This window comes from Thiosocius teredinicola (assembly GCF_002009425.1).
Lineage (GTDB): Bacteria > Pseudomonadota > Gammaproteobacteria > Chromatiales > Chromatiaceae > Thiosocius > Thiosocius teredinicola.
In genome coordinates this window covers 4,085,585-4,107,973 of the sequence record NZ_CP019936.1, presented here as the reverse complement: position 1 = coordinate 4,107,973, position 22,389 = coordinate 4,085,585, and the positions used below count along the sequence as shown (strand labels likewise).

General features: G+C 60.5%; 19 protein-coding genes. 13 read left to right on the top strand and 6 right to left on the bottom strand.

The annotated features are described in order from the left end of the window. Positions 1–114: 114 nt before the first annotated feature. The 3 genes from creB (at position 115) to creD (ending at position 3,751) form a co-directional block, all read left to right on the top strand. Positions 115–819, top strand: a complete 705-nt coding sequence (gene creB / locus B1781_RS19475; protein WP_078121246.1) for a two-component system response regulator CreB — start codon at positions 115–117, stop codon at positions 817–819. Then, positions 809–2,254 (top strand): two-component system sensor histidine kinase CreC, encoded by a 1,446-nt coding sequence (gene creC, locus B1781_RS19470; RefSeq protein WP_078121245.1) that lies wholly within the window; start codon positions 809–811, stop codon positions 2,252–2,254. Before creB ends, creC begins: the two co-directional genes overlap by 11 nt. Positions 2,255–2,362: 108 nt before the next feature. Further along, a complete protein-coding gene (gene creD / locus B1781_RS19465; RefSeq protein WP_078121244.1) occupies positions 2,363–3,751 on the top strand; it encodes a cell envelope integrity protein CreD in 1,389 nt (462 codons plus the stop codon). 60 nt (positions 3,752–3,811) lie between these two features. Here the strand turns inward: creD and B1781_RS19460 are convergent, their stop codons facing one another. Together B1781_RS19460 and B1781_RS19455 are read right to left on the bottom strand one after the other, a co-directional pair. Further along, the gene (locus B1781_RS19460; RefSeq protein ID WP_078121243.1) at positions 3,812–4,423 is read right to left on the bottom strand and encodes a hypothetical protein; all 612 of its coding nucleotides are present in this window, start codon (positions 4,421–4,423) and stop codon (positions 3,812–3,814) included. Positions 4,424–4,478: 55 nt separating this feature from the next. After that, on the bottom strand, positions 4,479–4,820 hold the full coding sequence (locus B1781_RS19455) for a YegP family protein (protein ID WP_078122150.1): 342 nt from the start codon (positions 4,818–4,820) through the stop codon (positions 4,479–4,481). 527 nt (positions 4,821–5,347) lie between these two features. Here B1781_RS19455 and B1781_RS19450 point away from each other — a divergent pair. The 7 genes from B1781_RS19450 to lnt all read left to right on the top strand — a co-directional run bounded on the left by B1781_RS19450 (position 5,348) and on the right by lnt (position 12,400). After that, positions 5,348–6,652 (top strand): D-amino acid dehydrogenase, encoded by a 1,305-nt coding sequence (locus tag B1781_RS19450; protein ID WP_078121242.1) that lies wholly within the window; start codon positions 5,348–5,350, stop codon positions 6,650–6,652. 162 nt (positions 6,653–6,814) lie between these two features. Then, positions 6,815–7,051, top strand: a complete 237-nt coding sequence (locus B1781_RS19445) for a heavy-metal-associated domain-containing protein (protein WP_334223793.1) — start codon at positions 6,815–6,817, stop codon at positions 7,049–7,051. 118 nt (positions 7,052–7,169) lie between these two features. Then, entirely contained in the window at positions 7,170–8,522 is a 1,353-nt protein-coding gene (miaB, locus tag B1781_RS19440) for a tRNA (N6-isopentenyl adenosine(37)-C2)-methylthiotransferase MiaB (RefSeq protein ID WP_078121241.1), read from the top strand. Between the two features lie 54 nt (positions 8,523–8,576). After that, the gene (locus B1781_RS19435; protein WP_078121240.1) at positions 8,577–9,569 is read left to right on the top strand and encodes a PhoH family protein; all 993 of its coding nucleotides are present in this window, start codon (positions 8,577–8,579) and stop codon (positions 9,567–9,569) included. Continuing rightward, positions 9,553–10,020, top strand: coding sequence for an rRNA maturation RNase YbeY (ybeY, locus tag B1781_RS19430; protein WP_078121239.1), 468 nt, complete (start codon positions 9,553–9,555; stop codon positions 10,018–10,020). The genes B1781_RS19435 and ybeY overlap by 17 nt, the downstream gene beginning before the upstream one ends. Beyond that, positions 10,017–10,910, top strand: coding sequence for an HlyC/CorC family transporter (locus B1781_RS19425; protein WP_078121238.1), 894 nt, complete (start codon positions 10,017–10,019; stop codon positions 10,908–10,910). Before ybeY ends, B1781_RS19425 begins: the two co-directional genes overlap by 4 nt. 2 nt (positions 10,911–10,912) lie before the next feature. Then, positions 10,913–12,400 (top strand): apolipoprotein N-acyltransferase, encoded by a 1,488-nt coding sequence (gene lnt, locus B1781_RS19420; RefSeq protein ID WP_334223792.1) that lies wholly within the window; start codon positions 10,913–10,915, stop codon positions 12,398–12,400. Here the strand turns inward: lnt and B1781_RS19415 are convergent. Next, a complete protein-coding gene (locus tag B1781_RS19415) occupies positions 12,385–12,627 on the bottom strand; it encodes a hypothetical protein (RefSeq protein ID WP_125932186.1) in 243 nt (80 codons plus the stop codon). The genes lnt and B1781_RS19415 overlap by 16 nt on opposite strands. 141 nt (positions 12,628–12,768) lie before the next feature. Between B1781_RS19415 and B1781_RS19410 the strand changes: the two genes are divergently transcribed. Together B1781_RS19410 and B1781_RS19405 are read left to right on the top strand one after the other, a co-directional pair. Beyond that, positions 12,769–13,155, top strand: coding sequence for a RidA family protein (locus B1781_RS19410; RefSeq protein ID WP_078121236.1), 387 nt, complete (start codon positions 12,769–12,771; stop codon positions 13,153–13,155). Continuing rightward, a complete protein-coding gene (locus B1781_RS19405; RefSeq protein WP_078121235.1) occupies positions 13,130–15,004 on the top strand; it encodes a sensor histidine kinase in 1,875 nt (624 codons plus the stop codon). The genes B1781_RS19410 and B1781_RS19405 overlap by 26 nt, the downstream gene beginning before the upstream one ends. Before the next feature lie 17 nt (positions 15,005–15,021). On the opposite strand, the gene B1781_RS19400 is transcribed toward B1781_RS19405, so the two are convergent. Further along, positions 15,022–15,426 carry an SCP2 sterol-binding domain-containing protein gene (locus tag B1781_RS19400; protein WP_078122147.1) on the bottom strand — a complete coding sequence of 135 codons (405 nt, stop codon included), beginning with the start codon at positions 15,424–15,426 and terminating at the stop codon, positions 15,022–15,024. 398 nt (positions 15,427–15,824) lie between these two features. On the opposite strand from B1781_RS19400, the gene B1781_RS19395 reads away from it, so the two are divergent. Further along, positions 15,825–17,186, top strand: a complete 1,362-nt coding sequence (locus B1781_RS19395) for a sigma-54-dependent transcriptional regulator (protein WP_078121234.1) — start codon at positions 15,825–15,827, stop codon at positions 17,184–17,186. Positions 17,187–17,204: 18 nt separating this feature from the next. Here B1781_RS19395 and B1781_RS19390 read toward each other — a convergent pair whose 3' ends face one another. Further along, on the bottom strand, positions 17,205–20,399 hold the full coding sequence (locus B1781_RS19390; protein ID WP_125932185.1) for a bifunctional diguanylate cyclase/phosphodiesterase: 3,195 nt from the start codon (positions 20,397–20,399) through the stop codon (positions 17,205–17,207). 459 nt (positions 20,400–20,858) lie between these two features. After that, positions 20,859–22,382 carry a methyltransferase regulatory domain-containing protein gene (locus tag B1781_RS19385; RefSeq protein WP_078121232.1) on the bottom strand — a complete coding sequence of 508 codons (1,524 nt, stop codon included), beginning with the start codon at positions 22,380–22,382 and terminating at the stop codon, positions 20,859–20,861. Between the last annotated feature and the right edge of the window lie 7 nt (positions 22,383–22,389).

The following is a 22,389-nucleotide window of genomic DNA, read 5'->3' as shown; positions in this document are numbered from 1 at the left end:
AAAGCCGGCGCTTTACCCATCGCACGGATTCTCTTCCTGTGTATTCGTCCCGAGTACCCAGCCTAGTTGTCACTTGCTATTCTTGCCCGCGCACCACGATGTCGGGGAAAGGGATTGCAGCAAACCATCTTGTTGATCGAAGACGAGGCGTCGATTGCCGACATGGTCGTCTACGCCCTCAAGAGCGAGGGCTTTGTCGCGCACTGGTGCCGGCTGGGCGGTGAAGGCGTTGCCTGGTTGAAGGCCAACCCCGAGGTGGCGCTGGTCATACTCGATATCGGCCTGCCGGATGGCAGCGGTTTCGAGTTCTGCAAGGAGATTCGCCGATTCTCCGAGGTGCCGATCGTCTTTCTGACCGCGCGCAATGATGAGGTCGATCGCATTGTCGGCCTGGAGATTGGTGGCGACGATTACATCGGCAAACCGTTCAGTCCGCGCGAGCTGACCGCGCGCGTCAAGGTCATCCTCAAGCGCAGCCGTATGGCGCATGCGCCGGAAGCCGCGGCTGCCGATGCCGACACCACTTTCGAGATCGACAGCGGTCGCTGTCGAATCCGCTATCTCGATACCTGGCTCGATCTTACGCGCTACGAGTATCAGGTGCTGAAGACGCTGCTGCAGCAGCCGGAGCGGGTGTATTCACGCGCGCAGGTTATGGACCAGGCGTGGAATGAACCGGAAGAGAGCCTGGAGCGCGCCGTCGATACCCACATCAAGACCTTGCGTGCCAAGCTGCGCCAGGTCAGCGACCAGGGAAGTCCGATCAAGACCCACCGCGGCCTGGGTTACAGCATCAGCGGCAGCGTGCGTGAATCTTAGCGTCCGCATCTTTCTCGGCTATTTCGTGCTGGTCGGCTTTGCGATCTGGTTCGTGATGCGCACTTTCAGCGCCGAACTGGTGCCGGGCATGCGCCAGTCGCTCGAAGAAGTGCTGGTCGATACCGCCAACTTGCTGGCCGAGCTGGTGGCCGAAGAGGTCGATCAGCGCCGCTTGCAGAGCGGGCACTTTGCCGATGCCATGGCGTCGTTCGCCGAGCGGCGTATCGATGCGCGTATCTGGTTTCTGCGCAAACGCGATCCCAACCTGATCGTCTACATCACGGATGCGAAGGGCATTGTGCTGTACGACTCGCGCGGCCGCGATGTCGGCAAAGACTATTCACAATGGAACGACGTGCTGCTGACCCTGCGCGGCAAGTACGGTGCACGCACCACGCGCGAAGACGAGAAAGACGATTTCAGCAGCGTGATGTATGTCGCTGCGCCGATCTATCGACATGATGAGCTGATCGGGGTTGTGACGGTCGGCAAACCGAGCGTCACCGTGCAGCCGTTCGTCGAGAGTGCCACGCGCAACATCAAGGAAAAGGGTGTGTTGATGATCCTGGCCGCACTGGCCGTCGGTATCATCATCACCTATTGGCTGAGCATGTCGATTCGCAAGCTCACCGCCTATGCGCGCGCGGTGCGCGACGGCGAACGGCCGAGCGTGCCCAGGCTGCGCGAGAAGGAACTGGCACAGTTGGCCGATGCGATGGACGCGATGCGTCGCGAACTCGAGGGCAAGGACTATGTCGAAAACTATCTGCATATCCTGACGCACGAAATGAAGAGCCCGCTGGCGGCGATCCGCGGCACTGCCGAGTTGCTCGATGAAGAGATGCCGCTGGCCGATCGCCAACGCTTCATTGCCAATATCCGCAGTGAGGCGAATCGCCTGCATCAGGTCGTCGAACAACTGCTTCAGCTGGCGGTCGTTGAAAAACAACAAGGCCTGAGCAACCCCGAGAGCGTCGATGTGACGGCGATGATCGAAGAGCTGTGCGAGGCGAGGCAGTGGCGTGCCGAGCAGGATGGGATAAGGTTCGAGCTCGATCTGCGGCAGGGTGTCCGGCTGGTCGCCGAACGGTTCCTGCTGCGCCAGGCGCTGGGAAACCTTATCGACAACGCGATCGACTTCAGTCCCAGGGGCGGCACTATCCGTTTTGCCGATCGCGTGCACGAAGGCGTCTGGAGCCTGTCGATAACGGACCAGGGTCCGGGGGTGCCGGAATATGCGCTCGATCGCGTCTTCGAGCGCTTCTATTCCCTGCCGCGCCCTGCGACCGACGCTCGCAGCAGCGGTCTCGGCCTGAGCTTCGTGCGCGAGGTTGCCCAGGTTCATGGCGGCGAGGTGCAATTGGCCAACGCGCCACGGCAAGGTGCGGTGGCGACCCTGTCGCTGCCGATCAAGCCGAAAAACGACCCTGTCTGAGCACGACGTTCCTGTGTGGATGAATGTGTGCGAGTCGCACACATACGCCACATCATCACCACATGCCCGTTGCGTAACGTTTCATCGACACTTAATGGGAGGTTGTCGATGAAACACACACTGTTGAAGAAAATGCTGGTGATCGGCTTGCTGGTGGGCCTGCTGCTCGTGCCGCTGATGATGATCCAGGATGTTGTCTACGAGCGCAGCGCCTATCGAAACCAGGCGAGCTACAGCATCGCACAGAGCTGGACGGGTTCGCAGAATGTGGTCGGCCCGCTGCTGGTCGTGCCTTACAAGGTTCACCGCAGCGAGAAATATTGGGATGAGAACCTGAAGCGCTACGAGAGGCGACCGGCTACCTACGAGAGCCAGTTCTACATCGCTCCACAGAAACTGACGATCGATGCCGATGTGAAGACCGAGACGCGCAAGCGCGGCATCTACGCGGTCCCCGTCTACCATGGCGATTTCGCCTTTAGCGGCCGCTTTGATCCGGCCGAACTGGACGAATTGATCAAGGCGCGAGACGACGAGCGGTTCGAGCTGCTGCCGGCCTACCTGTCGGTTGCGACCAGTGATGTGCGCGGCATCGAGTCGCAACCGATGCTGAGCTGGGGCGGTAAGACCCACGAGTTCGTTGCCGATGCACACATCAACGGCTTGCGCAGCGGCATGCATGCCAAAGTGGGTAACCTCAAGCCGGGTGACGAAGCGGTCAGTTTCAGCTTTAAGCTCAGCCTGCGCGGTATGGAAAACCTTGGCTTCTCGCCGGTCGGTAAGAGCAATACGGTTACGATGAAGGCCAACTGGCCGTCGCCGAGCTTCATGGGGCGCTACCTGCCGACCACGCGCTCGATCGACGATAAAGGTTTCACCGCAACCTGGAACGTCTCATCGTTCTCGAGCAATGTGCCGAAAATTCTCGACGCCTGCGCGACGAAATCTTGCTCCGGCCTGGCCGACGATTGGTTCGGCGTGAAGCTCTTCAACTCGGTTGACGTGTACCAGAAGAGCGATCGCTCGGTGAAGTACGGCATCCTGTTCATCCTGCTGACCTTCGTTGCGTTCTTCCTGTTCGAGGTCATGAAGGGGTTGCGGTTGCACCCGATGCAGTACCTGCTGGTTGGTCTCGATCTCAGCGTGTTCTATCTGCTGTTGATTTCGTTGTCCGAGCATATGGCCTTCGGCGCGGCCTACCTAATCGCCACGCTGGCTTCGACATCGTTGATCGCGTTCTACGTCAGCAATGTGTTGCGATCGATAAAGCTCGGAGGCGTGATCGGTGGTGCCCTGTTGCTGTTGTACGCGATGCTCTACGCGATTCTCGGCTCGGAGGACAATGCCCTGTTGATGGGAACGCTGCTGATCTTCGGCGTGCTGAGCCTGGTGATGATCGTGACGCGTCGGGTCGACTGGTATGCCATTACCGATAGCATGTCGGGCCTGGTTGCAGCGAGACGCGGCAATGGCGATGAGGTGCCTCGGCACGGCTGAGGCGGTAACTCGGGGTGGTCGGCGGCAGCCGGCCACCCTTTTGTTCGTTCTGATGTGCGGCTAAACGTGTTCCACCCGCAGTGAGTCGAACACTTCCTGTCGGTCGGCGATCAGCCCGAGATGTGCAATGAACGCCTCGCGCCCCGATTGATAGAGCAGGTAGGCATCTTCAATGTCCTTTGCCTTGGTATCGCTGATTTCGGTCAGCAGGCGATACAGCATTTTGAACAGCGTATCGACGCTCATGGCCAACCATTCATCGTTGGTAATCCATTTTTCAACGAATTGGTCGAGTCGGTCGAAGGTGCGTTTCAGTAGCGGAAATTTGGTCTTCGTCTCGCGCAGCGTCTTGAGCTCCAGGTAGGTCTCGTACGATTCGTCGCAATAGCTGCGCGGTTTGCTGATCTCGATCAGGTATTCATCGCGAAACTTGGCGTAGCGCTGATCGAAACCGGCGGCGAAGTCGTCGACGGTTTCGATGTCGAGTAGCGGCGTCAGATTGTCGATGACCACGTCATAGGTCTTGGCAAGTTCGTTGACCATGCGATCAAAGACGTCGTTGAATACCTTGCCCCGTATCTCGCGCTGGACGGTCGACGTGATGGATATCAGTTCGCTCAGCGTCACGCCGATGTTGGCAAGCTCTTTGGTGATGGTGAATTCAACGCCCATCTCGGTCCCCGGTAGCGGTGAAGACCCGGCAACGACAGGTCTGCGGCAGTGGCGCTCAGGCAGCGGCCGTCAGATCGTCGATCTCGGCGACGCAGGCATTGTCTTTGACCGTATGCAGCGCGTTGTCGAAGATCATGCGGTCGTTGTAGAGAACGCTTTTGACCAGCACGTCGCCGGCCGTGTCTTTGATGACGAAGAACGTTTCGCCGCCGGCGACGCGGCCTGCTGCGATCTGGTTGGCCGTCAATGACCCCACGCGCACGTCGTTGATCGCCGCTTCGGCCGATGCCTTTTCCGGGTATTCGGCGCTCAGCAGGATCAGCTCACCTTCGCCGTTGAGGAAGTGAAAGTAGTAGTAGTCCTCATCGTTCTTGCGTAGCTCAAACACCGGTGGCATCGACATATCTCCTCGCAATCGAAAACGTTGTCAGCGAGCGGCTGGCAACCGTATTAACCAGCGATCTAGCAAACGCTGTACCAAGGCTTTTCGGTGCGCAAACACCTGATTAGTGCGACCCGTTTGTCGAATTTCCCACAAACCGGGCCGGATCGATGTGCGGTTTAAGACCTCAGCTCGCCCCGGGGTGAGTCCTCCGGCTGCGCCTACCGATCCCGGCTGGCCGGGCAGGACGCCACGCGATGGTGCAGCGATTCGAACGGTGCTGCGCCAGATTGGCGCCGCGTTCGGAAAGCATGCTGCATGGGAACATCGCCGCCCGTCGCCTGCCCAATACAGGAACGGTGGCGACCCTGCTGGATGGATGCGGGGTTTGGCGGTTCTCGACAGAAAATCGCAAACGTTCCGGATGGTGATCGTTGCGTGGCTGTGGCACCAAGATTGCACCTGAGTTGGCAGTTGACGTGCCGTTCGGGTCGGTAGCCGGTGGGCACGCTGTCAACGTGTTCGCCGGAAGGAGGTCTTCAATGAAAGTGGTGGTGATGGGTAGCGGAGTGCTCGGCACGACCTCGGCTTACTACCTTGCCCGGCAGGGCCACGACGTTGTCGTACTCGACCGCCAACCCGGCGCAGGCATGGAGACCAGCTTCGCCAACGCCGGCCAGGTGTCACCCGGCTACTCGGCGCCCTGGGCCGCGCCCGGTATACCGCTTAAGGCCATCAAGTGGTTGTTCGCCAAACATTCTCCGCTGGTCGTTCGGCCAAGCTGGGATCCTGCGATGTGGCGTTGGGTCGGCATGATGTTGCGCAACTGCACCGAGGAACGCTATCGGGTCAACAAGGCCCGCATGTTGCGCCTGGCGGAGTACAGCAGGATGGCATTGGGCGAGCTGCGCACCCAGACCGGGATCAGCTACGACGAGCGAACGCGTGGCACCCTGCAGCTGTTCCGTACCGGGAAACAGCTCGATGCCGCGGCAACCGACACGGCCGTGCTCGATGCCTGCGGGGTGCCGTACGAATTGCTCGATCGCGACGGTTGCGTCGCGGTCGAACCGGGGATCGGCGGTGTGCGCGAAAAATTTGTCGGCGGACTGCGCCTGCCGCTGGATGAAACCGGAGATTGTTTCCAGTTCACACAAGCGCTTGCCGAAACAGCGAGTGCGATGGGCGTTGAGTTTCGCTTCGGCGTCGATATCCAGGGTCTCGATGTCGAGCATGGCCAGGTCACCGCCGTTAGAACCGGCGAGGGCAGGGTGCGTGGCGACCGGTATGTGATGGCGATGGGCAGCTATTCGACCCGCATGCTGAAGGCGGTTGGGCTGGACATACCGGTTTACCCGGTAAAAGGCTATTCGATCACCGTGGCAATCGACGATCCGGCCTGCGCGCCCGTTTCCACCATCATGGACGAGACGTACAAGGTCGCCGTAACGCGCCTGGGTAACCGTATACGTGCCGCCGGCACGGCGGAACTCGGCGGATTCGATCTGACCTTGCGCGAGTCGCGCCGGCGCACCGTGGCGCACGTGGTGTCGGATCTGTTTCCGACCGGTGGAGACGTCGAGCAGGCCGAATTCTGGACCGGGCTGCGCCCGATGACGCCGGACGGCACGCCGCTGGTCGGCGCTACCCCGATCGACAATCTGTACCTGAATACCGGGCACGGTACGTTGGGTTGGACCATGTCGTGCGGTTCGAGCCGCTTGCTGGCCGACATGATTTCCGGGCAGACGCCCGAGATCAATCCCGAGGGTTTGGATATGGCGCGCTACGCGGGGCGGCAGCAGCGTTCCGCAGCGACCGTCGGAGGCACGCCGGCACGAATCTGATTCCCGGTTGCGCTGTGCGGCGTGGGGATTGCGTCGCGGATGCGACGCTTTGGTTACCGTTGCGCGGTGCTAAGGGTTTTTCCTGATTGCCGGTGGAATTTACTCGGCTAGTTATTTAGCTTGAGAGCCTGCACCCTGTGCAGGCACGTTACGGGAGTAACGATGATGCACACTTACTGTTCTGACGTGGTTATTCATATCGACGAAGATCTGCAAGACGACGCGATCCATGCGCTGGAGAAAGACATCGGCAGCATTCCGGGCGTTTACAGCGCCTGCGTGAACGATCGTGCGCGTCACCTGATGTTGATCGACTACGACCCCGAGGGCATTCACGCCACCGATCTGTTGAGCCAGGTGCGCCAGCGTGGCGTCGGCGCCGAGTTGGTCGGACTTTAAACCCTGAACGCGCGGCCCCATCCGGCCGGAGCCGCGCTCGGCCCACCTACCACGAGAATGGGTGCAATCCCCTGATTTTAAGCGTAAAATCGCCGGCCCTTTGCAGTTGTTGAGCACGATGGCGGGCAAACTATACATTCGCACCTTCGGTTGCCAGATGAACGAGTACGACTCCCAGAAGATGGAGGATGTGCTGCGTGAATCGCATGGCCTGGAATTGACCGAGGATCCCGAGCAGGCAGACGTGTTGCTGCTGAACACCTGTTCGATCCGCGAGAAGGCACAAGAGAAGGTGTTCTCTCAGTTGGGTGTGTGGAAAGACTGGAAACGCGAGCGCCCCGATCTGGTGATCGGCGTGGGCGGTTGCGTGGCGAGCCAGGAAGGCGAGGCGATTCGCGAACGCGCACCTTACGTCGACCTCGTGTTCGGCCCGCAGACCCTGCATCGCCTGCCCGCCATGCTCGACCGAGCGCGCCGGCAACACCTGCCCAGTGTCGATGTCAGCTTTCCCGAGATCGAGAAATTCGACCGCCTGCCCGAGCCGCGTGCCGAAGGCCCAACCGCTTTCGTCTCGATCATGGAAGGTTGTTCGAAATACTGCACCTTCTGTGTCGTGCCTTACACGCGCGGCGAAGAGATCAGTCGTCCGTTCGATGATGTGATCGCCGAGGTTGCGCAGCTTGCCGCGCAAGGTGTGCGCGAGGTCAACCTGCTCGGCCAGAACGTCAACGCCTACCGCGGCCGCATGCACGATGGCGAGATCGCCGACCTGGCCCTGGTGATCCGCTATGTCGCTGCGATCGACGGCATCGAACGTATCCGTTACACCACCTCGCATCCGGTCGAGTTTTCCGACGCACTGATCGAGGCCTATGCTGACGTGCCCGAGTTGGTTAGTCATCTGCACCTGCCGGTGCAATCCGGATCGGATCGCATCCTGCTCGCGATGAAGCGCGGTCACAGCGCGTTTGACTACAAGCAGAAGATCAAGAAGCTGCGCACCCTCCGGCCCGATATCAGCATGTCGTCGGACTTCATCATCGGTTTCCCCGGTGAGACCGACCAGGATTTCGAACACACCATGAAACTGATTGACGAGATCGGCTTCGATCATTCATTCAGTTTCATCTACAGCCGCCGACCGGGCACGCCGGCCGCCGACCTGCCGGACGATGTGACGATGGAAACCAAGCAGGCGCGCCTGGCGCGTTTGCAGCATGTCATCAATGACAATGCGCAGCGCATCAGCCGCAGCATGGTCGGTACGATTCAACGTGTACTGGTCGACCGGCCGTCGCGCAAGAACCCCAACGAGATCGCCGGGCGCACCGAGAACAATCGTGTCGTGAATTTTGAAGGGCCGGCGTCGTTGATCGGACAGTTCGTCGATGTGCAGATCACCGCGGCCAATCCGAATTCGCTGCGCGGCGAGCTGCTGGCGGAACCCCGGGCCGAGGTGGCAAGCGCTTGATGAAAGGCTCGCATCACGTGCCCTTGCGTGAACTCACCGTTGCGGATGTATCGCATGTCTGACCTTCCTGAATCTGTCGATCTAGTCTTGGAGCCGGAAGACAACGAGCGCCTGCGCAATGTCTGCGGCCAGCTGGACGAGCATTTGCGCCAGGTGGAGACGCGCCTGGGTATTGAGATCAACAACCGTGGCAACTCCTTTCGTCTGCTCGGCGAGCCGCAGGCGATCGAGGCCGGCCGCGAGGTGTTGCAGGGACTGTACAAGGCCAGTGCGGAAGAGGCGTTGAGCCCGGCGCGCGTGCACCTCTTTCTGCAAGAGTCTGGTGTCGATGCCTTGCTCGATAAGGCTGACGAGGTACCGGAGACGGTCATCAAGACGCGTCGCGGCATGGTGCGTCCCCGTGGGCCGAATCAGGCGCAGTACGTGCACAAGGTGCTGACCCACGATATCAACTTCGGCGTCGGCCCGGCCGGTACCGGCAAGACCTATCTCGCGGTAGCGTGCGCGGTCGATGCACTCGAACGTGACCAGATTCGCCGCATCCTGCTGGTGCGCCCTGCGGTCGAGGCGGGCGAGCGTTTGGGTTTTCTGCCCGGCGACCTGGCGCAGAAGATCGACCCCTATCTGCGTCCGCTGTACGACGCGCTGTACGAGATGCTCGGTTTCGAGCGTGTGCACAAACTGATCGAGCGCAATGTGATCGAAGTGGCGCCGTTGGCCTACATGCGCGGGCGTACCTTGAACGAGGCGTTCATCATCCTCGACGAGGCGCAGAACACTACCACCGAACAGATGAAGATGTTTCTGACCCGCTTGGGTTTCGGCTCGACCGCGGTCATCACCGGTGACGTCACCCAGGTCGACTTGCCGCGCGGCCAGAAGTCCGGCCTGCGCCAGGCGGTCGAGATCCTGCGCGAGGTCGAGGGCATCAGTTTCACCTTCTTCAGCGCGCGCGACGTCGTGCGCCACAACCTAGTGCAGAAAGTCGTGCAGGCCTACGACCGCTTCGACCGTTCACGCGAGGGCGACGATGGCGCTGGCCGTTGAGGTGCAATGCGTCGTTGAAGACGACAGTGTTCCGTCAGCGGAGCAGGTCGCCGATTGGGTGCATGCCGCGTGGCAGGATGCAGACCCTGTCGAGGCCGAGGTCGTTGTGCGGATTACCGACGAGTCGGAAAGCCGGCAACTCAACCACGATTTTCGCGGCAAGGACAAACCGACCAACGTGTTGTCGTTTCCCTACGACCCGGTTCCGGAACTCGACCTGCACCATATCGGCGACCTGGTGATCTGTGCGTCCGTGGTCGAACGCGAGGCGGCCGAGCAATCGAAATCGGCCGAGGCACATTGGGCGCATATGGTGGTGCACGGTATGCTGCACCTGCAGGGTTTTGACCACGAGAACGATGCCGACGCCGTTCGCATGGAAGCCCGCGAGACCGAGATTCTCGCCGGGTTGGGTTACCCGGCTCCTTACGCAGATGATGAAACAACATGAACGAAGACCGATCTAGCAGCGGTTCACTCACGGCTCGCTGGTTGGAACGCCTGTTCCCCGGTGTCGTAGGTGAACCCAGGGACCGCAAGGATTTGATCGCCTTGCTGCAGCAGGCCAGGGATCGCGCACTGTTCGACAGTGAAGCGTTGGGCATGATCGAAGGGGTATTGCAGGTTTCCGATCTGCAGGTGCGCGACATCATGATTCCGCGTGCACAGATGGTGGTGATCGGGCGCGATCAGGACCTTAACCAGATCCTCCCTGTCGTCGTGAACTCGGCGCACTCCCGATTCCCGGTCATCGACGATGATCGCGCCGAAGTCATCGGCATCCTGTTGGCCAAGGACCTGCTGCAGTACTGCGGCGAAAGCGCACCGCGCTTCAAGCTGCGCGACATCGTACGCTCGGCGGTGTTCGTACCGGAAAGCAAACGTCTGAACGTGTTGTTGCGCGAGTTTCGTGCCAGCCGCAATCACATGGCCATCGTGATCGACGAATACGGCAATGCCGCCGGACTGGTGACGATCGAAGACGTGCTCGAACAGATCGTCGGCGAGATCGAAGACGAGTACGACTTCGACGAAGGCGCGTTCATCCTCAAGCGCGGTCCGAACAACTACATGATCAAGGCGCATACGACGATCGAAGACTTCAACGAGCATTTTGAAGTCGAGTTCGATGACAGCGACTACGACACGATCGGTGGATTGACGGTCAATGCCTTCGGTCACCTCCCGGTGCGCGGTGAGTCCGTGGTCGTTGGAGGTTTTCGTTTCACCGTGGTGCGCGCCGATAGTCGAAAGGTGCGCCTGCTCAACGTCGAACGTATCGAAGACAGCGATACTCCCCCCATGGAATCGCCGGACGAGAACACCTCACCGAGCAACTGATCGTGTCGTTCAATCCTGCCCACTGGCCGTTGCCCGGCCAGCTTCTGCTCGCGTTCATGCTGGGCGCCCTTGGCGTGCTTGCCTATGCGCCTTTCGGTTTCGGATTGGTCATGTTGCCGGCGATCGCGTTGCTGCTCCATCTGTGGCGCCATAGCGCCACGCCGGGCGCGAACTTCTGGCTCGGGTATGCCTTCGGTCTGGGGCTGATGGGCTTCGGCGTATTCTGGATTCGGATCAGTATCTCGCAGTTCGGTGGCGTGCCGATGGCGCTGGCGGTCGTCATCACGCTGTTGTTCGTCGCGTTCATGGCGCTGTACTACGGCCTGGCCGGATGGCTCGTCGGCAGGCTGCGCTCACGCAACCCGGTGCTGTGGTTTGTGCTGCTGGCCCCGGCGGCGTGGGTGTTGGTCGAATGGCTGCGCGGTTGGTTGTTTACCGGGTTTCCGTGGCTGGCGCTGGGTTACAGCCAGATCGATCTGCCGCTGAACGGCTTCGGCCCGGTGCTGGGTTCCTATGGCATCACCTTGGTCCTGGTGGCATCGGCGGGGCTGCTCAACCTGCTGCCGCGAGTCGGCGCCATCGCAGCGCTGGCCGTGCTGTGGGCGGCGGGTTTCGGCTTGCAGCAATGGACCTGGACGACGCCCGCGGCAGAGCCGATCCGGGTGAGCCTGCTGCAAGGCAATATCGAGCAGGCGCAAAAGTGGCAACAATCCATGCGGCAGATCACGCTGCAACGCTATCTCGACATGACCGAGTCCGTGCCCGACAGCAAGATCGTCATCTGGCCGGAAACCGCTGTACCCGCCTTTGCCGACGAGGCTGAAGCAAAGCTGCTGGCGCCGCTGCACGAACGACTGACGACGCAGGGGCGCGACGTGTTGCTCGGTATCGTTGCCGGTGACCGCCAGGGCGATTACTACAACGCTATGCTGAGTCTCGGCATCAGTGGCCGCGACCATTACCACAAGCGCCACCTGGTGCCGTTCGGCGAATACCTGCCGTTCGATGAGTGGACACGGCCGGTGCTCGACTTCATGCAGATACCGATGTCGAACTTCGCCGCGGGCGGCAACGGTAAACCGCTTGTAACACTCGCCGGACAACCGGTGGGCGTCGATATCTGTTACGAGGACGCCTATGGCGAGGAGATCATCCGCGCCCTGCCGGAGGCCACGCTGTTGGTCAATGCCAGCAACGATGCATGGTTCGGCGATTCGCTCGCGCCGCACCAGCACTTGGAGATCGCGCGCATGCGATCACTGGAAACGGGACGTTACATGATGCGTTCTACCAATACCGGAGTGTCGGCGATCATCGACGACAAGGGCCACATCGTGTCGACCTCGCCGCAGTTCAAGCAGCACGTGCTGACCGATGATGTCGTGCCGATGCGCGGCACGACACCTTTCGTTTATTGGGGCAACTGGGGAGTTGTCACGCTGGCAATCCTGCTGCTGTTGCCGGGGCTGTTCGCTCAGCGCTCGGACTGACCTTTACCGAGCAGTTCGTCGATCTGCTTTTCTTGCAGGTTGCGTTCTTCGATCGTGTGCTTGAGCGCTTCGGCCTCTTGAATGGCCTCGAGGTACTGATTGGGCACGGGCTCTTTGGCTGCCTGCTCGGGCGGTGGTTGCGAGTCGCAGGCGCCCAGCGCCAAGGTCAGGATCAGGCCCGGCAACAGGCTGGGCAGGGCAATCGGCTTTCGATAAAGTGCGTTCATGGTATTCGTCCGGTGACCGGCGTGAAACGAAATCATGCAGGGTTTATCGACCCGTGTCGCGCAAAAGTTGAATGGCGATCGGCTGCTCACCGTGCCACGATCCACAGGTTTTCACTTTGAGTTGTCAGGAGTTCCTTGCCCATGTCCCGCGAAATCATCAAGACCGACCAGGCGCCGCAGGCGATCGGAACTTATTCCCAGGCCGTCAAGGTCGGGACGACCGTTTACATGTCGGGGCAGATCGCACTCGATCCGCAAACCATGACGATGGTCGACGGCAACACCGAGAACGAGATCCGTCGCGTTCTGGATAATCTGCAGGCGGTCGCCCGTGCGGCTGGCGGCAGCCTGGACGACGTCGTCAAACTGAACGTGTTCCTGGTCGACCTGGCCAATTTCTCGCTGGTCAACGAGATCATGAGCGAGTATTTCCAGGAACCCTATCCGGCGCGTGCGGCGATCGGTGTCGCTTCACTGCCGCGCAACGCCAACGTGGAAATGGATGCCATCCTCGAACTCGGCGCATAGTCCCGCGTTCATCGACCGGGCGCGCAAGTCGTTCGGTTGGTGGCTGCTGGTTGCCGCGATGGTCGTGCTGTCGTGGCAGCTCGGCAGTATCCAGCAGCAATCCCTGCTGGACGAACTCGAGGTGAAGGGCCGACAGGAACTCGACCTGTACGTCTCGCACTTGGCCGGGCAGATCGAGCAGTTCTCGTTTCTGCCGGCTTTGCTGGGCGATGATCAACGGCTGCGCACCCTGCTGTTGCTGCCGGACGATCGACCGCTGCGCGAAGAGGTCAACCAGTTTCTCCGCCACGTCAACCAGATAACCGGTTCGCTGGACGTCTACCTGATGGACCAGCGCGGCGTCACGATCGCCGCCAGCAATTGGCAGGACGAGATCACCTTCATCGGTCGCAACTTCGCGTTTCGGCCTTATTTCAAAGAGGCGATGCAGGGCCGGCCAGGCCGCTACTACGCGCTGGGGACGACGTCCGGACGGCGCGGCTATTACTTTTCCTACCCGGTCGGGGCCAAGGGCGACACGCTCGGGGTCATCGTCGTCAAGATTCAGATCGATACCTTGGAAAACGATTGGGGCAGCAGCGATACCCAGCTGCTGGTTACCGACCCCGACGGCGTGATCTTTATCGCCACCCAGCCGGAATGGCGCTACCGCACGATTCGACCGCTCGGCGATGAGGGGACGGCGCGTGTGCGCGCGTCGCGGCGTTATCCGGACGCCGAGCTGCGGCCGATCAGTTATCAGACCGACGTGACCCGGCCGTCGGGCAGCGTGTTGGTCACCGTGGGCGAGCAGGATGGCGAAAAATACCTGAGCCTGACGCGCGACATGCCCAAGGCCGGCTGGCGCATCCACCTGCTGGTGTCGCAGGCGGTGATTTCACCGCAGGTGGTACAGACCCGCTTGTTTGCGATGAGTACCCTGCTGTTGCTGGTAACCGGCGCGCGGCTGTATACCGCACGCGACCGACGGCGACGTGAGCGCGAGACCGAACGCCGCGCCGCGATGCAGGAGGCTTTGGACGAACTCGAGCAACGCGTCGGCCGCCGCACCAAGGATCTGACCGAGGCCAACCGGCTGCTGCGCCAGGAGATCGAAGAACACGAGCACACCCGCGACGAACTGATCCAGGCCGCCAAGCTGGCGGCGCTCGGCCAGATGTCGGCGGGTATCAACCATGAACTGAACCAGCCGCTCGCGGCGATGCGGACCTATGCCGACAACGCGCGAACCTACCTGGCGCGTGAAAACCTCGAACAGGCTGCCTGGAACCTGCAACAGATCAGCGAGCTGACTGGCCGCATGGCGCAGATCAGCGGCCAGCTCAAGGTGTTCTCGCGCAAGGCCAGCGGCCAGCGCATTCGCGTATCCCTGCGCGCCTGCCTGGATGGCGCCCGACGTATCGTCATGACGCGTGTGCAGCATGTCGGTGCCGAGCTGTCGATCGAGCTGCCGGCCGACGATCTGTTCGTCGCGGCAGACCCGGTACAACTCGAACAGGTGTTGGTGAACCTGATCGGCAACGCCTGTGACGTGTTGCAGCAACAGCCGCGCAAACATATCCAGGTATGCGGCGAAGAACACGACGGGCTGGTCGTGGTTACTGTCAGCGACACCGGCCCGGGTATCGCGCCGGAGAATCTCGAACGCGTCTTCGACCCGTTCTTTACGACCACCGAGAGTGGCTTGGGCTTGGGGCTATCAATTTCACATACGATCGTGCAGCGCCTCGGCGGCACGCTGACGGTCGACAATGGCCACGAGGGCGGGGCGGTGTTCCGCCTGGTCCTGGCGGCATGGCAGGATGAGCAGGCGGATCGGGCAGCCGGTGGCGGCGTCATGCTGTCATAACGCCGCCATACCGATTGTTAGTCGGCGCCGATTTTCTGCATCAGGCCGAAGCTCTTGACGAACGGTCCGGCCATGCGCGGATCCTTGATCATCGATTTGAAGTCGCCGTGAACAAATTTCAGTTTGCCCATCGCAAAGGCTGTGCCCATGCCGGCCATGCCCAGACCTTTTTCGACCCATTTCATCCAGTCGTTGCGTGAGGCGCGCATATCCCAATCCGGGGCCTCACCGGCATAGTCGCCGGCACGCACGCATTCGCCGTTCTCGACGACGAACACACCGCGCGGCTGGTCTTCATCTTTGAAACCGCAGGTGATGGTCGAGCTGAAACCGATGTCAGCCAGTTTGCCGCGCACCTCCGGTTCTGCGTTCCACGCATCCTTGAGTTGATTCATCCAGTCGGCTGAAAACAATTCGGCCATGTTCATTTCCCCTCTGAGTTGTATTGTGATTGCAAAACGAAGCAACCCGCATGGCTCGCGAAGACGCACGGGAAGACAACACACGGGCAAGCCGGGCGCGCGCATGGAGGGCGTACTGCAACCCTCGGATGGAAAAGTGCGATGTCGTGATCGGTTGTGCAAAGTCTCCGGCGGAAGCATCGCGCGGCCATCCTTCGGGCAGCCCTGACTGCGCCGCTCTGGCTGATCGCGCGCCCCGCTTTCGGAGACGGCGCATGCACCGATCTCTTAGTGCGATATGCGAGTTGAACAACCGGCTCAGAATACCACTACCGTCGACCGAGTTTTGCGCAATTACATGATCAGTATCAAACGACACCACAGGTGATTCTGTTGCGTTCGCACAGTAAGCTCGCCCTATGAAGAAAAGTGACGCCCTGCCGGTCATGTTGATCGACGACGAAGAGCACATCCGCGTGGCGGCGAGCCAGGCGCTCGACCTCGCCGGCTACCAGGTACATGCCTTTGAAACGGCCGACCAGGCCCTGGCAAAGCTGGATGCCGATTGGCCGGGAGCGATCATCAGCGACATCCGCATGCCCGGTACCGACGGCATGCAGTTTCTGCAGCAGGCCCGATCGATCGATAGCGACCTGCCGGTGATTCTGATCACCGGCCATGGCGATGTCAGTATGGCGGTCGAGGCGATGCGCGCCGGGGCCTATGACTTCATCGAAAAGCCGTTCGCGGTCGAAGACCTGGTCGACACGGTGGGCCGCGCGCTCGACAAGCGCCGGTTGACGATGGAAAACCGCCGGCTGAAGAATGAACTGGCGGTGCAGAGCAAGCCGGGGCCGCGGATCATCGGCAACACGCCGGCCGTGCAGCGTCTGCGCCTGACCCTCGGGCAGATCGCCGACACCGATGCCGATGTGCTGGTCAACGGCGAGACCGGCACCGGCAAGGAACTGGTCGCGCGCGCCCTGCACGAGAACAGCCGCCGGCGCGACCGTAACTTCGTCGCGGTCAACTGCGGTGCCGTACCGGAGCACCTGATCGAGAGCGAACTGTTCGGTCACGAGAAAGGCGCCTTTACCGATGCGCGTTCACGACGCATCGGCAAGTTCGAGCATGCCAATGGCGGTACCTTGTTTCTCGACGAGATCGAAAGCATGCCCTTGAAGGTGCAGGTTCACCTGCTGAGGGTGCTGCAGGAGCGCGCCGTCGAACGTTTGGGCTCGAACGAGGTGATACCGCTCGACCTGCGCGTCGTCGCCGCAAGCAAGGTTGATCTGCGCGAGGCCGCCGCGCGTGGCGAGTTTCGCGAAGACCTGTATTACCGCCTGAGCGTTGTGATGATCGATATCCCGCCGCTGCGCGAGCGCCGCGAAGACATTCCCTTGCTGTTCCAGCACTTTGTGCTGGTAGCCGGTGCGCGTTACCAGCGAGAGCCTCCGCCGCCACATCCCGATCTGCTCAACCGCCTGATGATGGAAGAATGGCCGGGCAATGTGCGTGAACTGCGCAACGCCGCGGAGCGCTATGTGCTGTTGGGCGACTCTTGCGGTTACGACATCGAGGCACTGTTGAACGGCAGCGCAGACCGACCGGCGATGACCTTGCCGGAACAGGTCGAGTGCTTCGAGCGCGGTCTGATCGAACAGCATCTCAAGGCCAACAACGGCAGTATCAAGGCGACGATGGAGGCCTTGGGGCTGCCGCGCAAAACGCTTTACGACAAGATGAAGAAGTACGGTTTGGAACGTGACGACTATAAGTGAAGGGACGTCCTTTACCCCTTACTCATGGGGGTTCGGCCGATCGAAACTGGTCGGAGCACAAGGTTTGCCAAAGTAGTAACCTTGGGCGAAGCCGCAGTTCCATTCGCGCAAGGCGTCGATCTGATCGCGTGTCTCGACGCCTTCAGCCACAACCTCCAATTCCAATGCCTGGGCCATGCGGACTGCCGCTCTGACCAACTCGCGGTCATTGTTGTCGGTGCTCATGTCGCGGACGAATTCACGATCGATCTTGAGCATGTCGAACGGGTAGCGCCGCAGATAGGCGAGTGATGCATAGCCTGTACCGAAGTCGTCCAGTGCGAGCCTTACCTGCAAGCGATGTAACGCGTCGAGGATATCATCGACCTGCGGGTTGCCACTGAGTAGCACACCCTCCGTCACCTCGAGGACCAGTGCACTGGGCGGTAATTGCGCGCGCAACAGCGCGCTTTCGACATAGCATGCGAATTCGGCGTCTCTGAACTGCGATGGTGATGCATTGACGGAGATATGGAAGGGCGTGCCGAATCGCTGTCGGAACACGGTACATTGGGCCACCGCCTCTTCGAGCACGAAGGCGCCGAGTTCTTCGATCATGCCGGTTTGCTCGGCGACCGGAATGAATTCGTCCGGTGGCATTTGGCCGAGTTCGGCATCATGCCAACGCATCAGGGCTTCGGCCCCGATCAGGCGATCGCCATCCAAGCTGACTATTGGCTGGTAGTGCACCTGGATATCGCCGCGCCGCAGGGCATGGCGCAGACGCGCCTCGATGTGCAGGCGGCGTTCGATCTCTTCGTTCATCGACGATGCGAAGTATTGGTAGGTATTCGCGCCGAAGCGCTTGGCCTGGTACATGGCGATGTCGGCGCTGCGCAACAGGCTCGATGTAGTTTCTCCATCGTTCGGAAACAGTGCGATACCGATACTCACGGTCACGACGATCTCGTGTCCGTTCAGCAGAAACGGTGCCCGGAACTTGTCGAGCAGGTGCTCGGCGATCGTGCTCGCTGAATCGTCTCTCGTCGACGTACCGAGAATCACCAGAAACTCGTCTCCACCCAGTCGCGATACCGTGTCCTGATCTCTGATCGCACCGCTCAGTCGCCTTGAAGCCTCGACAAGCAGCTGGTCGCCGACCTCGTGGCCGAAGGTGTCGTTGATCTTCTTGAAATCGTCCAGGTCAAGGAACATGGCCACGACGTGATCACTGTCCCGCGCCGCCTTTTTGATGAGCTGACCGAGCCGGTCCATGGCCAGCAGCCGGTTGGGTAGACCAGTCAGGAAATCGTAGTGCGCCTGTTGAACGATCTTCTGTTCCTGCTCTTTGTACTGCGTGATGTCTTCGTCGATGCGCAACAGGTGGCAAAGTTGTTTGTTGGTATCGCAGACCGGCGCGATATGAGTCCGCACCCAGTAGCGGCTGCCGTCGCTCCGCTGGTTGTGCATCTCACCGTGCCAGCTGTGCCCGGCCTCCAGCATTCGTCGGATCTCGTCATCGGTCTGCGGGAGGTCGTTGTCGCTGCGTAGAAAGCTGGGGTCTCTGCCGACAACGTCGCCGGCCGTGTAGCCAGACACCGCTTCAAACTTGGCGTTGACGAATTCGATCATCCCTTGCGGATCGGTGATGATGACCGATACCGGACTCTGCTCGACGGCCTGCGAGAGTATGCGAATCCGTTGCTCGGCGTCTTTGTTGGCACTGATATCGACGAAACTGACGACCAGGCCGCTCACTTGCTCGTCCTGCATCATCGGTTGTATGCGGATATCGGCGGGACGCTTGTCTCCATCGCGGGTTACGATCAGTCCATCATCGAGGTGCACGCCGCAGCCGGATTCGATCACGCTGTCGACCAGGCTTCGCCGGCCTGCCGGCGCTGAGTCGGGCGTGTGATTGAGCCGCGCGATATGTTGTCTGATGTCGTTGCCCAGCATCTGTGCTTCGTCGCTGTAGGCGAGCAATGACAGGCCGGCGAAATTGGCGAATACGCAGTTGCCGTACCTGTCGGTACCGATGATGCCTTCTGCGGTCGAATCCAGCAGCAGTTCCATTCTGGAACTCGACCTGGCCAGTTCAGCGGTACGCACTGCGACCTGTTCTTCGAGATGGTCGCGATAGCGGCGCAACTGCTTGACGTGGGCGCGTTCGTGCTGAGCTTCGCGCGCGACCAACCATGCGCTGACGGCGGCAGTCACCAAGGCGACGGCGATGAACCAGATCAGGCTTGGTTGGCCGACGATATCGGCGATTGTCAGCGGCGGGTAGCGGGCAACGATCGTCCAGTAGTACTCGTTGGGTGGCACGTCGGTATGGCTGCGCCCGAAGAGATTGTTCGAGCCCGCGCTTGAATGCAAGCCCTCCCACAGCGGGTGGATACGGGCATAGATGTAGCGCGCATCCGAGGTGTCGAGGCTGCCCGCATAGTCCGCGTTGAGTCGGGCCCAGAGCGCGGCTTCGCGCGTTTTGAGTTGATCGTCTTGCCGCCCCTTGATCATGAAGCCCCAGGTATCTTCCTTATTTGGGCTTGACAGAAAATAGCCTTCTTTATTTAGCAGGTAGAGTTGGCCTTGGTCGCTGGCAAACAACGTTTGGAACCCGTCCAGTATGTTTTTCGCCAGGTAATTCAGGATGACCACGCCGGCCTTGTTACCGTTGGTGTCGAACACCGCGATTCCGAAGCGGATCGTGGGTTTCAGCGGCTGTTCGATCTTGCCGTGTTCGACATTGAGATCCAGGGGGGAGACGAATACCTGGCCTTCGGCCAGCGCCAGGGAGTCAGTGAAGTAATAGCGGTGTTTCTTGTTTTGCAGCGTATGCCTTGAAGCTTCGCGGGCTAGACCATTGTTGTAGTCGACACGGATCTGTTCATCGCCAAACTTGTCGATGAACCGGATCTGATCGTATGACGCGGCGCTCACGGCAAAATTGCGCATATCCCGGCCCAGCGCCGAACGCGATCCGGGGGCGTTGCGTAGAAGGCGATGCAGGGAATCGGCGCCGGCGAGAAATCTTAGATCGGATACCACCGCGCGAAACTGCAATTCGATATCTTTCGCGGCGAGCACGATGCGCTCTTCGGCCTTGGTGTCGCGCAGTTGCTGTTGATGCTCAAGCTCCGCCGCCGCCATGAAGTAGCCGATCGCCAGGATCGCCGCGGCAAACGGCAGAAACCAGCGAAGAAAACCCGGCACGACCAGTTGCCAGGACACGCATCGCTGCTTGAGCGAAGCGACCCCTTGCGGGGTAGCATCGACGCCATCAGCTTGTCCGATCCCGTCTTCGGGTACCACCACGGCATGACCTCTCGAGCGGTAGGCGTTGTTCGTGCCGGCCCGGGATGATCCGTGATCAGGCAGGTCTTGCCGGCGGTCTTGCTGTTCGTCCCGATTCACTGCAATCAGCGCCCATGCCCGGCGGTGCGGATAACGGTATACGACAGACTATCCAGCACGGTGGCAACGCATCGGTGCAACTGAGCGTATGAACGGCATTCTTCCTCGTTCGGTGACGGTCTATCCGGGTAACCCTACTGTGCAAGTGTAGGCGCTAATCGGCTGAGTGGTGCTGCTTGATTGGGCGGGTGAGAGCGGCGGTACTTCAGCGTACGAGGCGCCGACATGCTCGTCGGAAGACGGCGTTTATGTCGAGCTGTCGAAACCGGATTGGCTTCAGTCCAAGATGCCGTTTCTGGCGAATATCTCGAGCAAACGGGAAGTGTTCAACGCCAACAGCTCCTGCAGTTGCTCATTGTCGGTGCCGGCAATCGGCAGCTGCAGTTTGCCGCTTTGCACATCGTCGCCTAGACACGTAAGCAGGGCCGCTTGATCTTGTTTTCCATCAAGGTGCGACAGCAAACAACGGGTGAAGTCGTCGATGTCCAGGGAGTGATGCCAAACCGTGGGGATGTGTTGCCAGGCGAAGCCGAGCAGCACCTGCGCGAGCCGCCCTGTCTGCGGTAGTTCGTGTTGGGGGCTGTCGAACCGGTGTGGCTCGCTGGTCAATATCACGAGGTTGTTTGCGAACAGGCTGAAGATCTCGGTCCGCCAGGCATCGCGCTCTTCGGCGTCAGCGTGTTTCGCGATGACCTCCGCGGCCAGTTGGGCCATCGGCACGGTGCTTGGAAAGCATTGGTACAGGATACGCAACATGGCCGCGGCCAGTGGATCCCCGACCTCAACGGGCTTGCCGTTTGCGGTGTGGAAAATGGCTTTTTCATTGTCGCCCTGATCGGTCGACGACTGCGGCCGCAGATCCGACGCGCAGTGAAGGTGGTCGAGCAACTCGAGGTCGATCTCGAAATTCGGTTCGATCTGCTCGTGAACGACAAGGCTCTGGCGAAAGGTTCGTTGGCTGAAGAAGTCCAGGTACTGCTCGTGTGCGATATCACTGTCGACCGTGTCGAGAAAGTGTTCACCGGTGGTGCTGATATTGCTACCGAACATGGTGTGCAGGCGGCTGTCGCACAGATAACGCAGGCCATGTTCGGTTAGTTGGCGACGAAACTCGTCGAATGTGAAGCTGCGGTTGTTCGTCTCGAGGTACTCGTGAAAAAGGTAGCTGGGGTGGGCGTCGTCGAGCGAATGGATTTCGGCCAGTAAGGCCTGCGCCGCCGGTGTGTCGTTCGAGGCGTAGATCTCCTTGAGAAGGCCAAGAAAATCGCGGGCACGATTGAGCCGTGTAACCGGGTCTTCGAGGTCGCGCGTGTGGTAAAGGAGCATATCGCGCAGTGCGCTGCGGGCATGCCAGCCGGGGCTTACATTGAAGCTGATATAGCCGATGCCCTCGGGCCCGAGGCGATGTTGGAACAGCCTGAACAACGCCTGCTGAACGTCGGAAGGCACCCAGGACAAGACGCCATGCGCAATAATGTAGTCGAATTGACCAAAACTGTTGTCCAACTGGCGGATGTCGGCCTGGACCAGGCGGACGTTCTCAAGCCCCAACTCGCCGATGATTGCGTTGCCGGTATCGATTTGGCCCGCAGAAAGATCGATGCCGACGAACTCACTGCCGCGCAGATGCCAGGCCATAGGGATCAGGTTGCCGCCGGTGGCGCAGCCCAGTTCCAATACGCGACAACGCGTTGCCGATGCGGCATCGATACCGAACAGCCTGCCGAGCATGTTCAGTGCCGTTGGGTGGGTATCCGGAAACGGGATGCTCTCGTACGGCAGGGTGTCGTAGTGATCCACGGTGACT

Coding starts and splice junctions, on each gene's coding strand:
- creD (WP_078121244.1), top strand. CDS start 2,363: ATGAAACACACACTGTTGAAGAAAATGCTGGTGATCGGCTTGCTGGTG.
- B1781_RS19460 (WP_078121243.1), bottom strand. CDS start 4,423: ATGGGCGTTGAATTCACCATCACCAAAGAGCTTGCCAACATCGGCGTG.
- B1781_RS19455 (WP_078122150.1), bottom strand. CDS start 4,820: ATGCCACCGGTGTTTGAGCTACGCAAGAACGATGAGGACTACTACTAC.
- B1781_RS19450 (WP_078121242.1), top strand. CDS start 5,348: ATGAAAGTGGTGGTGATGGGTAGCGGAGTGCTCGGCACGACCTCGGCT.
- B1781_RS19445 (WP_334223793.1), top strand. CDS start 6,815: ATGATGCACACTTACTGTTCTGACGTGGTTATTCATATCGACGAAGAT.
- miaB (WP_078121241.1), top strand. CDS start 7,170: ATGGCGGGCAAACTATACATTCGCACCTTCGGTTGCCAGATGAACGAG.
- B1781_RS19435 (WP_078121240.1), top strand. CDS start 8,577: ATGTCTGACCTTCCTGAATCTGTCGATCTAGTCTTGGAGCCGGAAGAC.
- ybeY (WP_078121239.1), top strand. CDS start 9,553: ATGGCGCTGGCCGTTGAGGTGCAATGCGTCGTTGAAGACGACAGTGTT.
- B1781_RS19425 (WP_078121238.1), top strand. CDS start 10,017: ATGAACGAAGACCGATCTAGCAGCGGTTCACTCACGGCTCGCTGGTTG.
- B1781_RS19415 (WP_125932186.1), bottom strand. CDS start 12,627: ATGAACGCACTTTATCGAAAGCCGATTGCCCTGCCCAGCCTGTTGCCG.
- B1781_RS19410 (WP_078121236.1), top strand. CDS start 12,769: ATGTCCCGCGAAATCATCAAGACCGACCAGGCGCCGCAGGCGATCGGA.
- B1781_RS19405 (WP_078121235.1), top strand. CDS start 13,130: ATGCCATCCTCGAACTCGGCGCATAGTCCCGCGTTCATCGACCGGGCG.
- B1781_RS19400 (WP_078122147.1), bottom strand. CDS start 15,426: ATGGCCGAATTGTTTTCAGCCGACTGGATGAATCAACTCAAGGATGCG.
- B1781_RS19395 (WP_078121234.1), top strand. CDS start 15,825: ATGAAGAAAAGTGACGCCCTGCCGGTCATGTTGATCGACGACGAAGAG.